This is a genomic window from [Haemophilus] ducreyi, assembly GCF_900109315.1.
Taxonomy (GTDB): Bacteria; Pseudomonadota; Gammaproteobacteria; order Enterobacterales; family Pasteurellaceae; genus Haemophilus_B; species Haemophilus_B ducreyi.
In genome coordinates, this window is sequence record NZ_FOJC01000003.1 from 106,888 (window position 1) to 119,304 (window position 12,417).

General features: G+C 35.1%; 14 protein-coding genes. 3 read left to right on the forward strand and 11 right to left on the reverse strand.

Going from position 1 to position 12,417, the window contains the following annotated elements; all coding sequences use genetic code 11:
- Positions 1 to 39: 39 nt before the first annotated feature.
- Both BMX01_RS02740 and tyrA read left to right on the forward strand, forming a co-directional pair.
- Positions 40 to 1,119, forward strand: a complete 1,080-nt coding sequence (locus tag BMX01_RS02740) for a 3-deoxy-7-phosphoheptulonate synthase (protein WP_064082631.1) — start codon at positions 40 to 42, stop codon at positions 1,117 to 1,119.
- A gap of 25 nt (positions 1,120 to 1,144) precedes the next feature.
- On the forward strand, positions 1,145 to 2,263 hold the full coding sequence (tyrA, locus tag BMX01_RS02745) for a bifunctional chorismate mutase/prephenate dehydrogenase (RefSeq protein ID WP_074647724.1): 1,119 nt from the start codon (positions 1,145 to 1,147) through the stop codon (positions 2,261 to 2,263).
- A 29-nt stretch (positions 2,264 to 2,292) separates the two neighbouring features.
- Here the strand turns inward: tyrA and dxs are convergent, their stop codons facing one another.
- Both dxs and suhB read right to left on the reverse strand, forming a co-directional pair.
- A complete protein-coding gene (gene dxs, locus BMX01_RS02750) occupies positions 2,293 to 4,146 on the reverse strand; it encodes a 1-deoxy-D-xylulose-5-phosphate synthase (RefSeq protein WP_064082629.1) in 1,854 nt (617 codons plus the stop codon).
- A 71-nt stretch (positions 4,147 to 4,217) separates the two neighbouring features.
- Complete coding sequence (gene suhB, locus BMX01_RS02755) at positions 4,218 to 5,030, reverse strand: inositol-1-monophosphatase (RefSeq protein ID WP_064082628.1); 813 nt, start codon at positions 5,028 to 5,030, stop codon at positions 4,218 to 4,220.
- Between the two features lie 166 nt (positions 5,031 to 5,196).
- On the opposite strand from suhB, the gene BMX01_RS02760 reads away from it, so the two are divergent.
- The gene (locus tag BMX01_RS02760; RefSeq protein WP_064082627.1) at positions 5,197 to 6,219 is read left to right on the forward strand and encodes a TrmH family RNA methyltransferase; all 1,023 of its coding nucleotides are present in this window, start codon (positions 5,197 to 5,199) and stop codon (positions 6,217 to 6,219) included.
- Between the two features lie 60 nt (positions 6,220 to 6,279).
- On the opposite strand, the gene BMX01_RS02765 is transcribed toward BMX01_RS02760, so the two are convergent.
- The 9 genes from BMX01_RS02765 to BMX01_RS02805 form a co-directional block, all read right to left on the reverse strand.
- On the reverse strand, positions 6,280 to 6,900 hold the full coding sequence (locus tag BMX01_RS02765) for a LysE family transporter (protein ID WP_064082626.1): 621 nt from the start codon (positions 6,898 to 6,900) through the stop codon (positions 6,280 to 6,282).
- Positions 6,901 to 6,909: 9 nt separating this feature from the next.
- Entirely contained in the window at positions 6,910 to 7,383 is a 474-nt protein-coding gene (locus BMX01_RS02770) for a phosphatidylglycerophosphatase A family protein (protein ID WP_064083425.1), read from the reverse strand.
- Position 7,384: 1 nt separating this feature from the next.
- Positions 7,385 to 8,350, reverse strand: a complete 966-nt coding sequence (gene thiL, locus BMX01_RS02775; protein ID WP_064082625.1) for a thiamine-phosphate kinase — start codon at positions 8,348 to 8,350, stop codon at positions 7,385 to 7,387.
- Between the two features lie 56 nt (positions 8,351 to 8,406).
- A complete protein-coding gene (nusB, locus tag BMX01_RS02780) occupies positions 8,407 to 8,820 on the reverse strand; it encodes a transcription antitermination factor NusB (RefSeq protein WP_064082624.1) in 414 nt (137 codons plus the stop codon).
- Positions 8,821 to 8,989: 169 nt separating this feature from the next.
- Positions 8,990 to 10,213 (reverse strand): type IV pilus secretin PilQ, encoded by a 1,224-nt coding sequence (pilQ, locus tag BMX01_RS02785; RefSeq protein WP_231087463.1) that lies wholly within the window; start codon positions 10,211 to 10,213, stop codon positions 8,990 to 8,992.
- 29 nt (positions 10,214 to 10,242) lie between these two features.
- Positions 10,243 to 10,638, reverse strand: coding sequence for a hypothetical protein (locus BMX01_RS02790; RefSeq protein ID WP_064083238.1), 396 nt, complete (start codon positions 10,636 to 10,638; stop codon positions 10,243 to 10,245).
- A 140-nt stretch (positions 10,639 to 10,778) separates the two neighbouring features.
- On the reverse strand, positions 10,779 to 11,096 hold the full coding sequence (locus BMX01_RS02795) for a hypothetical protein (protein ID WP_143413414.1): 318 nt from the start codon (positions 11,094 to 11,096) through the stop codon (positions 10,779 to 10,781).
- Between the two features lie 67 nt (positions 11,097 to 11,163).
- Positions 11,164 to 11,685, reverse strand: a complete 522-nt coding sequence (locus BMX01_RS02800) for a hypothetical protein (RefSeq protein WP_064082621.1) — start codon at positions 11,683 to 11,685, stop codon at positions 11,164 to 11,166.
- The gene (locus BMX01_RS02805) at positions 11,667 to 12,332 is read right to left on the reverse strand and encodes a type IV pilus biogenesis protein PilM (RefSeq protein ID WP_064082620.1); all 666 of its coding nucleotides are present in this window, start codon (positions 12,330 to 12,332) and stop codon (positions 11,667 to 11,669) included. Before BMX01_RS02805 ends, BMX01_RS02800 begins: the two co-directional genes overlap by 19 nt.
- Positions 12,333 to 12,417 lie beyond the last annotated feature (85 nt).

Here is a 12,417-nt window from a genome sequence, read left to right on the forward strand (position 1 = left end):
AATAATAATGTATCAAAAATTTTATACAAGGAAATAAAGGTGGATTCTGTAGCAAATCAAGATAGTTTACATAATGTAAATATCTCTACTGAAAAAGTATTACTTACTCCAAAACAACTAAAAACTGAGTTTCCATTACCCGATCATTTACGTAAGCAAATTGAAAAATCACGCCAAAAAATTGCCGCGATTATTCATAAAAAAGATCCACGTAAACTTATTATCATCGGACCTTGTTCTATTCACGATATCTCTGCCGCATTAGAGTATGGCCAAAAACTAAAAAAATTAGCCGACCAAGTAAGCGATCAACTTTATATTGTAATGCGGGTATATTTTGAAAAACCGCGCACCACCGTAGGATGGAAGGGCTTAATTAACGATCCACAAATAGATGGCACTTTTGATGTTGAAGCCGGTTTACGCATTGCACGTAAATTGTGCTTAGATTTAACTGAACTAGGCTTACCACTAGCCACAGAAGCACTAGATCCAATGACACCACAATATTTAGCAGATCTTTTTAGCTGGTCAGCGATTGGAGCAAGAACGACTGAATCACAAACACATCGCGAATTAGCTTCTGGTTTATCTATGGCCGTTGGCTTTAAAAATGGCACTGATGGCGGCCTAGCTGTGGCGATTAACGCCATGCAATCTACCGCACAACCGCATCGTTTCATTGGTATCAATCAAAATGGACAGGTCAATTTATTAAATACTAAAGGAAATCCTGATGGGCACGTGATTTTACGTGGCGGTAAAAAACCTAACTTTGAACAAAAATATGTAATGGAATGTGAAACTGCATTACGTAACGCAGGTTTAGAAGAAGCCATAATGATTGATTGTAGCCACGGTAATTCAAATAAAGATCACACACGTCAACCTGCAGTTGCAGAAAATGTACTGACGCAATTATTGGCAGGTAACCGATCGATCATCGGCTTAATGATTGAAAGCCATTTAAATGCGGGTAATCAGCCCTCTGAACAATCATTCCAAGAGATGAAATACGGCATATCCATTACAGATGCTTGTATTGATTGGCAAACCACTGAACATATACTTCTCAACTTCGCTGCAAAATTAAGAAATCCCCCATCTTCCTTTCAGTAATATTAATCTTGATGCCTAAACTGATATGCACCAACTCACTCATTTACGCCGTAAAATTGATCAAATAGATCAAGCGCTGATTGAATTACTTAGCGAACGCTTAAAAATTGTTACACAAATCGGCAAAGTGAAATATGAAGACGGTCTACCTATTTATACCCCTGATCGAGAAGTCACTGTACTGGCTAATTGCCGACAATATGCTGAAAAGTTAGGCATTTCAAGCGATTTTATCGAAGATATCTTAAGAAGAGTGATGCGAGAATCTTATGTTAATGAAAATAAATTTGGCTTTAAAAAAACTAACCCTCTTATAAAAAAAATCGTTATTGTCGGCGGAAGAGGTAAGCTAGGCGGGTTATTTGGATCTTTCCTGAAGCAATCTGGTTATTATATAGAAATACTCGACCAACAAGATTGGCCTAATGCTGAACAAATTATTGCAAATAGTGATGTAATTATTGTTTGTGTGCCTATTGCAAGCACTCTAGAAACCCTAGAATGCTTAGCACCCTATCTGACTCCCAATATGCTTTTGGCAGATCTAACTTCAGTAAAAACCGCTCCACTCAAAAAAATGTTAGCTGTCCATCGCGGCGCAGTAATAGGCTTACATCCAATGTTTGGTCCTGATATTCCTAATATGGCAAAACAAGTTGTCTTATACTGTCCTGGGCGTTTTGCTGACCAATATGAATGGCTACTTGAACAAATACGGATTTGGGGTGCAAAAATTGAAGTTATTGAAGCAGAAGAACACGATCAAGCTATGACGTATATACAAGCACTACGCCATTTCGCAACGTTTTCAATGGGCTTACACTTATCGAAACAGCCAATACAATTATCGCAATTACTTACTCTCTCTTCCCCCATTTACCATTTAGAATTAGCGATGGTCGGTCGATTGTTTGCTCAAGATGGCAGTTTATATGCCGATATCATTTCCAATAAGCCTGAAAATTTAGCCGTTTTAAAATCCCTTCAAGAAACCTATGAAACGAGCTTAGCATTCTTTTTAAATAATGATAAAACAACCTTTATTGAAACTTTTAATAAAGTACATAAATGGTTTGGTGATTATTCAAAACAGTTCTTAAAAGAAAGTGGCACTTTACTTCAAAAAGCAAATGATGATTGGTAATAAGCTCATCTTTCGATAAGCATTATTATTTATGATAATGCTAATTTAATTTTCTGCTCAATCCCTTTTGCATCTAAACCAAAATCAGCATAACTCTCTTGTTGAGTTGATTGCGGTATAAACATATCAGGAAGCCCAATCAGCACAAGCGGTTTAATTTTGCCTATTTGTTGTAAATATTCATTTACTGCACTGCCTGCTCCGCCTTGAATAGCATTTTCTTCTAACGTCACCAATAAACTATGTGAATCGGCTAATTCACTAATCAGTGTTTTATCTAATGGTTTAACAAAACGCATATCCACTAAGGTGTAATTATGTGAAATGGCCACTTCTTGCGCTTCACTTAATAATGCGCCAAAATTCAAAATAGCCACCTTTTTACCTTGATGAATGATTCTTGCTTTACCGACTGCTAACTCTGCCATTGGTTGTAACGCGATGCCGCGTGCATTACCACGTGGATAACGAATCGCCGTTGGTGTCTGCATTTTATAAGCAGTATAAAGCATTTGATGCATCTCATTTTCATCCGCTGGACACATAATGGTCATATTAGGAATACAACGCATAAAACTCAAATCAAATGCGCCTTGGTGAGTTTGGCCATCTGCACCCACAACACCCGCACGATCAATTGCAAAAATTACCGGTAAGTTTTGAATAGCTATATCATGAATTAATTGATCATAAGCACGTTGTAAAAAAGTTGAGTAAATTGCCACTACTGGTTTATAACCCACAATAGCTAGTCCTGCTGCAAAAGTGACCGCATGTTGCTCGGCAATTGCCACATCAAAATATTGTGTAGGAAAACGTTTTGAAAACTCAACCATTCCCGAGCCTTCACGCATAGCAGGTGTAATACCAATGATCTTTTCATCATTTTTTGCCATTTCACATAACCAATTACCAAAAATATCAGAATATGTCGGCACTATTTTTGATTGTGGTAATTTACCCGATGCTGGATCAAACCTAGGTACACCATGATAACTGATAGGATCATTTTCAGCCGGTTCATAGCCTTTCCCTTTTTTAGTGCGGACATGTAAAAATTGTGGACCTTTCAATTCCCGCATATTTGTCAATGTTTTCACTAACTCTTCAATATTATGCCCATCAATAGGCCCAATATAATTAAAGCCAAGTTCTTCAAATAGCGTACTATCGGGCGAAAAAATCACACCTTTCATATGCTCTTCACTTTTTTTCATGAAGTTTTTGATAGTCGGCACTTTATCAAGGACTTTTTTACTACCATCACGCATACTTGTATAAAGTGATCCTGAAAAAATACGCGCCAAGTGATTATTCAATGCGCCAACGTTTTCAGAAATTGACATCTCATTATCATTTAAGATCACTAACATATCAGTGTGTAATGCACCAGCATGATTCATCGCTTCAAACGCCATTCCAGCAGTAATAGCACCATCACCAATAACACAAACCGTTTTACGACCAGCATTCTCTTTTTGTGCAGCAACTGCAATCCCTAAACCTGCACTAATGGAAGTAGAAGAATGACCAACACTTAACACATCATAAGGGCTTTCTTCTCGCCAAGGAAAAGGATGGATACCATTTTTTTGGCGAATAGTATGCATTTGATCACGGCGACCGGTAAGAATTTTATGCGGATAGGCTTGATGACCAACATCCCAAATCAGTTGATCAAAAGGTGTATGATAAACATAATGCAAAGCAACTGTCAACTCAACAACGCCTAAACCTGAGGCCAAATGCCCACTCGTTTGGCTTACTGAATCCAATAAATAAGTTCGTAACTCATTCGCTAAAGCGGATAAATCTTCTTTTCCAAGTAAACGTAAATCTTCAGGTGAATCAATTTGGCTTAACAGAGGATATTTATTTTGCATAATGTTTTCTTTAAATTATTACGGAATAAGATTGTTACATTGAATAACAATAACTTATTCCGCAATAAAAATTAGTTTTTAAGATCTGCCGTTAATGTTGGCTGAATATAATTTAAAATTTCTTTCACAACTCGTGATTGGCCTGCAATAATATTGCCTGATTTTAAATAATCAGTACCGCCTACAAAATTGCTCACAATAGCGCCCGCTTCACGCGCAATTAAATCGCCCGCTGCACAATCCCAAGGTTTTAAACCAATCTCAAAAAAACCATCTACTCGATTTGCCGCTACATACGCCAGATCTAATGCTGCTGAACCAGTGCGACGGAAATCTGCAACGCCATTATTCACTAATGCTTCTAGCATATTTAAATGGGCAACACGATGTTGCGAGGATTTGAATGGAAAACCTGTCGCAAGAATAGCACCGGTTAAATCACGACGCTCTGCATTTACACGTAAACGGAATTCATTCAATTTTGCACCTTCACCACGTACCGCAGTAAAAAGCTCATTACGAATAGGATCATATACGACACCTACCGTAGTACGGCCATTTTCACGGATTGCAATCGATACAGAAAAATGAGGTAAACGCTTCACGAAATTAGTTGTGCCATCTAATGGATCAATCACCCATTGTACATTCTCATTTTTTCCAGCCAAAATGCCCGCTTCTTCACAGATAATTCCGTGATCAGGATAAGATTTACGAATAACATCAATAATTGCCGCTTCAGCCGCTTTATCAATATCCGTTATATAATCATTTATACCTTTTTGAACAACTTCTGTTTCAATGATCGCTTGCTCATAGCCTTTTGCAATAATATTGCCTGCTTTTCGTGCTGCACGAATAGCAATGTTTAACATTGGGTTCATAATTCCACCAAATTTTAAAGAACATAAAATGACGAATGATTATAAAGAAAGTCAGTAAATAAAGAAATAAAAAGCGGTCAGTTTCCCAAAGTTTTTTACAAAAAAAACCGCTTTTCCCAAATACAATACTCTATAATAAATGCAATATTTACGAAGGAACACCAATATGAAAATAAAAACCAATAAAAATACGCCACAATTTAAAACCGTAAATGAGTCGCAACCACATAAATTCCGTACTAAAACGCACCATTTCAATAATGAAAACGGTTTTTCAACGCGTACTCGTGATGCTAAACAAGAGAAGAGCGAAGCAAAATCGCATACATTCAGCTATCCCACTGAAGCACGTAAAGCAAATGGCACAGGCAAAGTGCAAATCAATGTCAAAAATAATAAATTATCCACGGAGAAAAAAACAGGGCCTTTATCACCGCGCGCGCCAGAAAAAATTAAAAAAAATCGGGCAGAAGAAATGAAGATATATGGTGAGAATGCTTGCCTTAGTGTATTTCAGCAACGTCCACAAGCAATTGTGCGATTATGGGCAACCGTGGAAGGCGCGAAAAAATTAGCTGATGAGTTAAGCTATTTAGCTAATCAGAAAAAAGCCTATCATATTGTCGATCGTATAGAAATGGAACGGGTAACGGGTACACCACATCACGGCGATATCTGTTTATTAGTTAAAAAATCTACCCCCTTTATTTTGGAAGGCTATTTAAACATTCCACGCAAACGTGACTGCTTAGTATTACTCGATAATATTCATAATGCGCAAAATATTGGTGGAATTATGCGTACTTGTGCTTTCTATAACGTAAAAGGAATTATTGTAGAAAACAGTGATACTTTACACGCTAGTGCCGCAGCACGTGTTGCAGAAGGTGGACTAGAATTTATTCGCCCGCTTGAAAGTAAACATAAAGAAATTGCCTTAACGCAATTACGCCAAGCAGGCTATCAAATAGTACATCTAACGCGCAATAAGCAAGCACCTTCATTAGCTAAAACAACTTTAGCTGCCAAAGTAGTCTTTGTCTTAAATGAAATTCCCACACAAGATATTTCATATCCAAACGATACTACTGTTCAACTTTCGTTTGAGAATCTACTCAACAGTAGCTTAAATGTTACGGTCAGCGCAGGTATCCTGTTAAATCAATGGTATCAAACCCACCTTATTTAATATTATATTCACCCAATCTAACAAAAAGCTTACGGCTAAATACAGTAAGCTTTTTTTGAACTATAGGCTCTTGATACCAGTATAAAACAAAAATAAGCCAAATAAGATAAAAATCATCCCCGCAATATTCTCAATATAATGATTATATTTTGAATACAATGCTTGAACAGGTTTACGTGAGAATAACATTGCCACTGAACCAAAATAAAGTAACGTTGAAATAACAAATAAAAATAACAATAAAAAGAGATCGGATACTTGATTAAATTTGGCCATAAATACAGAAATCACACTAGTAAAATAAATACCGGCTTTAGCATTAGCAAGATTAATCAATAATCCTTTTTTTACCTCAGTCCACATTTTTAATGGTGTTACAACTATTTTTTGATGATCAAAAGCCGCTTGCTTAACAGAAAACACCATCACTGAACCTAAATACGCTAAATAAATGCCACCTGCCAACATAATAAAATGCTGAAAAACCGTACCAGCACTATTACTTAACCAAGCTAAACCAAAAATAGCAAAACTGGCCCAAAAAATACTCCCAATTGAAGTACCAATAGCCGCTAAAAAACCCGCTTTAGTAGAATGGCCTGCAGAACGCCGAACCACATAAAAAAAATCAGGTCCAGGACTAGCCAACCCAACTAAATGAACTAATATAATTGTGAGCATTTGCTTCCCTTAAATAAAATAATAAATAAAATGTAACAAAATTAATGCATAAATGGCTGCAAGTAAATCATCAAACATAATACCCAAACCAGTTGTTAATTTTTCATCAAAATAACGAATAGGGTAAGGCTTTACGATATCAAAAAAACGAAAACTAACAAAAGCCATTAAATATGCGGTCATATTATATTCAGGTAAAAAAGCAAACATCAACAAAATGGCGACTATCTCATCCCATACAATCCGCCCATCATCATGAACCCCTAGATCATCGCTTGTTTGACGACAAATATAGCAACCCGCAATAAATAAGATCGTACTTAACATAATGAAAAATAGCGATGAAGCGGTCAAATTCCATAATAAAATAGCCACGACAAGCCCAATAAGCGATCCCCAAGTACCCGGTGCAGGTTTAATTAAACCCGCACCAAAACCGACCGCTAAAAAATGAATTGGATTTTTTAAATTAATTTTTTTTATTTTATTCATTGAAATGATCAAAACCTATTTGAGTAGGACAAGCAACAGGCTGTCCATGCTTAAACAATCGCATTCCATTTTTAACCGCAACAATCTTACCAATACAAGCAACCTTCATACCTTGTGAATGTAAAACTTGTTCCATTTCCGCCCGTTTATCATCTGCTACCGTAAAACAAAGTTCATAATCTTCACCACCGGTTAGCGCAAATTGTTCTGCTTGTTCACGATTATTGCGATTAAGTAACGGCGTTGAAAGTGGCAAATGCTCTAGATAAATTTCTGCACCCACTTGACTAGATTCAAGAATATGGTTCAAATCTGCTAACAAGCCATCTGAAATATCAATCGCACAACGCGAAAAAGATCGTAATGCTAAACCAAGCTCAACACGTGGCGTTGGGCGTAAATGACGTTGCACTAAATAGCAGTCATCATCTTCTAAAATTTTACGACCACTTAATAATAAAGCCAAACCAGCTGCGCTATCTCCTATGGTGCCAGAAACAAAAATCCAATCGCCTTCTTTCGCATTCTGACGTAATAATGCATCTAATTTTGGCAAGAGCCCCTGTGCGGTAATCGTCAACGCCAAAGGGCCTCGAGTAGTATCTCCGCCAATTAAAGTGGTCTGATAACGATCTAATATTGCAAATAAACTATGGCTAAATTCCGCCAACCAATCGTGATCAACCTTATCAAGCGTTAATGCTAATGAAATCCAAGCAGGCTTGGCTCCCATTGCCGCCAAATCACTTAAATTAACCGCAATGCTTTTATACGCAAGATCCGCGGCCGATATATTCGCTAAAAAATGGCTACCTGCCACAAGTGTATCAGTACTAATCGCAATTCTTGTATCTGCTTGATGAGCAACAATAGCACAATCATCACCTATTGAAAGTTCAACACTAAATTTCGGTGATTGGCGGTTAAAATAACGTTTAATTAGATCAAATTCACCCATAATTTTCCTTTGTAAACTTCAAAACAAAAAGGCAAGCTTTCGCTTACCTTATATCACTATTTACGACCTAATGCGGGTGCTAATTTATCTAAAATACCATTAATATATTTATGACTATCATCCGATCCAAATACTTTTGCAACTTCAATACCTTCATTAATAACGACTTTATAAGGCACATCTAATTCATATTTTAATTCATAGGTCGCTAAACGTAAAATCGTCCGCTCAATTGGATCAACATCATTCTCCATTCGATCTAAATAGGGCCTAATATCATGATCTATTGCTTCAACATATAATGCTGTACCACGTAATAATTTACGGAAATACGGTAAATCAACCCCTTTCATATCTTGATCCGTCACAAATGCTAATTCAACTTCTTCTATGCTATTTTGTGAAATGTACCAAGAATAAAGTGCCTGTACCACACATTCTCTTGCACGTCGGCGTGGAGAAACTTTCATAAAACCTCTGAGTTTATATCATAAAGAGCAAAAAGCTGATGATAAGTCATCAGCTAATCAATACATAAGCCAAACACTTTAGCTCGTTACTTCGTTACAATGAGAAGTAGTGAATTTTAACATATTTTTCTATAATATTGCAGTTTTAAACTAAAATGATAGAAAATTACTATTTTTTATATTTATCTTGCACTAGATAAGGCGTGACAAAAATGACAAGCTCACGCTTAGTGATTTTATCTGTGGAATGGCTAAATAGCTTCTTAAGAACAGGAATTGAACCTAAAATAGGCACACGATCTTCACCTTTTGCAGTCAAATGTTGAAAAATACCGCCAAGCACAATGGTTTCACCATGTTTAGCAAATACTTGAGTATTCAATTCTTGTTTATCAATCGTAATTAAACCATTCACTGCCGTATTATTTAAATTTGGTGAATTCTGTGTAACCACTAGATCTAATAAAATTTGATTATCCGCCGAAATATGCGGTGTAACTTGTAATCCTAATACAGCTTCTTTAAATTCAATATTTTTTACTTCATCTTTACGATTATACAATACATAAGGAATTTCAGCGCCTTGTTTAATACTTGCAGGCTTTTTATTAGTGGTCAGTAAACGAGGGCTAGCAATAATTTCTACATTATTCTCTTGCTCTAATGCCGTTAATTCTAAATCTAATACGCGACTATTAATTCTTGCAACTTGCAAAGCAAGTGAAGTTGCATTATTTACCGGGAAGTTAACATTTAAATGATTTGCTGTTGTTAAACCCTTAGTTTCTAAACTAATGGCCACCTTATGATAATCGTCAGAAGGAGAAAACATTCCCCAACGGACACCAAGTTCTTGTAAATCTTGACTACTAATCGTCACAATTCTAGCCTCAATTGCAATTTGTTCTGTTGGCTTATCTAAATTTTTTATTAATGCCAAAATATGCTTCATTGAATCAGGACTATCTTTTATAATTAAGCTATTACTTCGCTCATCAAAATATAAATACCCTTGTTCTGACAATACATTACCATTACCTTTGGTAAGAGATTCAATCACTTCTGAAGCTTTAGCATAATCCAACTTAATAGTTTGAGTGATTAACTTAGGCTTATCATCATTATCTATTGCCTTATCTTCTTTTAAATGCCCGATAAAATAAATTTGTTTTTCTTTTCGTTTTGATAATTGATTAGCACGCACAATACTTTCAATAATTTCATCAAAATGACTATTTTCAATTCTAAGAGTCGTATTTTTGTCTATTTGATCACTCAATACGATATTTTTCATATTTTCTTCAGCCAAATAACTTAATATTTCTGCAGTAGGTGCATTTTTTAAAGACAGCGATAACGGTTGTGCTAATAATGATAATGAAATAAAAAGAATAAAGAAAAAAGTATTCTCATCGTAATTCCTTATAACTTCATCACATTTTCTTTTGGATGTTGACAATCTTTCTCTTTATGCCAATCAATATAATGTAGCGACTTCAAATCAATGCGAGTTATTTGTATATGCTCGTCTAATAAAAAATCATTAACTTTTAAATAGAAAATCTGTTTTTTATCATTAATTAAAATTGCTTTAGCCTGCTGACCTTTCTTTAATACACCAATCAATTTTAATTGTTCAAATTTTACAGGCAAACTAATATTTGATAACGTATTAGGTAATGCACAGGGCGTAATATTTTCCGTTAAAACATTATTTTCTATTATTACTTTATCTCTATTTTTTGTGACATCTCCATAAAAGGGATCGGCAATACACGACATCGTGAAAAATAAAAATAGATTACTCGATTTCCTCATTACTATTCTCCTTTAACTAACAAAGTAGCATTAATCTGTAATAAATTATTCTCATTCTGTTTAATTAATTCTAATTCTTTAAATTTCAGATAGCCTAGTTGATTAATCTTCTCAATAAAGTTAAACACGGACTTTACTTGTTAGCTAGCAGATAAATAAACAACTTTACCACTGTCTAAGCTCCATTGAATTTGTGCTAACTTCATTTTTTCACTGTCTAACACGGTTTGTAGCTGTTGATTGATATGGCTAATTTGGCTATCTTGCAGTTGTAGTTGTTGATTATGTTCCTTAATTGAACGATATAACTTGTTATATTGTGTTAGCTGGTTCAATAATTTTGCTTTTTCTTGCTGTAATTCAACCGCTTGCTGATAATGCTTAACATAAGCAGTGATTGGATAACTTAAAATAAAAACAACTAAAGAAATTAAGATCCATTTTAAATATTTCTCCATAAACTCTGCCATGCTGAAAACAAAGCTATTAGGATATAAATAATATTTAGTTAACCAATTCATTACGCTACTCTTGCCACTCAACATTTAAACTAAATTCAACTTGTTTATTTTCATTAATATGGAAATCATCAATCGTCAATATTAAATTAACTTGCCCTGCCAAATAATTTTCCAAAGCGCCGAATGCTTGTTGCTGAGCCAACTTTCCTGTCATCTTTAATATAGGTTTATTTTTGTTTTCTAGATGCACCCATTCAATACCGCCTTGACGTAAGGGTAAATTATTAATTAATTGTATAAAATACTGTATTTCTTTTGTTTTTAAATAAGACTGTTTGAGATGATTACCATTATACTTTAACAAATTAATTTTTTGCATCAGCTTATTTATTTCATTTTCAGCCTGTTGATTTTGCGTAATAATCGGTCTATTTTGTTTATCAATTTGTAAGGTTCGAATAGAAAACAATATTGCAATAAATAAATTCAATAACAGCATTATTAAAATCAAAGATATATTTTTGAGTGTTGTTCTTCGCCATTCAATTACTTTCTGCCCGGTTAAATTTACACCACACCTTTCCATAAAGCGCCTCCAACCGTTGTAATATACAAATGAGGGTCTAGAATATCGTCAGAAAAGACTAAAGGTAATGGCTTTTCAGCCCCTTTTTCAACCTCAATCTCTTTGCCTGAAAAGCGGAATAATGTGTCATTCATTACATAATCAACATGCGTTTTTGTGTCGTTATCCGCCATTAGATAGTCCATGCCTCGAGCAAAACAAAGTAATTCACAGTCTAAAATAGTATTTGGCATACAAATTAAACTGTCCGCATAATGCTTACGAACAGCATAAACAATCACTTTTTGTAATCCATCATCAGTTAGCGGAAAAATTTGATAATCAAAATAAATTTCTTCTAAATTAAGCGGTAATTCTTGCCGTAAAATGTGCAATAGCTGACGGTAAAGCATATTTTTATCCAGATTGAGTGGAAAAAAGAGATATTTACGCCAAATATAGCTAAATGGAATCGGACGAATAAATGTAGCGACTTCATCAAATGGAATCGTTTGCGTTAACCACGCTTGAAGATTAAAAGGTTTAATATGCCAATCAGCGATTATTTGATCGCTATTTTGGTAGACAACGCAATACTCAGCATTTTCGGCAAGACCAATTTGCCGTTTTTTTGTTTCTTTCTTGTATATTTTGCTAAAGATATTCATTTATAGCTGTTATCTCCCAAAAATAAGTGTTTTTTAAGCAGTTTTTTCAGCATTTTTAGCTTATACTTAACGTTTTGTTAAGCCT

Coding starts and splice junctions, on each gene's coding strand:
- BMX01_RS02760 (WP_064082627.1), top strand. CDS start 5,197: ATGAAAATAAAAACCAATAAAAATACGCCACAATTTAAAACCGTAAAT.
- BMX01_RS02765 (WP_064082626.1), bottom strand. CDS start 6,900: ATGCTCACAATTATATTAGTTCATTTAGTTGGGTTGGCTAGTCCTGGA.
- BMX01_RS02800 (WP_064082621.1), bottom strand. CDS start 11,685: ATGGAAAGGTGTGGTGTAAATTTAACCGGGCAGAAAGTAATTGAATGG.
- nusB (WP_064082624.1), bottom strand. CDS start 8,820: ATGAAAGTTTCTCCACGCCGACGTGCAAGAGAATGTGTGGTACAGGCA.
- suhB (WP_064082628.1), bottom strand. CDS start 5,030: ATGAACCCAATGTTAAACATTGCTATTCGTGCAGCACGAAAAGCAGGC.
- BMX01_RS02795 (WP_143413414.1), bottom strand. CDS start 11,096: ATGGAGAAATATTTAAAATGGATCTTAATTTCTTTAGTTGTTTTTATT.
- dxs (WP_064082629.1), bottom strand. CDS start 4,146: ATGCAAAATAAATATCCTCTGTTAAGCCAAATTGATTCACCTGAAGAT.
- BMX01_RS02790 (WP_064083238.1), bottom strand. CDS start 10,638: ATGAGGAAATCGAGTAATCTATTTTTATTTTTCACGATGTCGTGTATT.
- thiL (WP_064082625.1), bottom strand. CDS start 8,350: ATGGGTGAATTTGATCTAATTAAACGTTATTTTAACCGCCAATCACCG.
- BMX01_RS02805 (WP_064082620.1), bottom strand. CDS start 12,332: ATGAATATCTTTAGCAAAATATACAAGAAAGAAACAAAAAAACGGCAA.
- tyrA (WP_074647724.1), top strand. CDS start 1,145: ATGCACCAACTCACTCATTTACGCCGTAAAATTGATCAAATAGATCAA.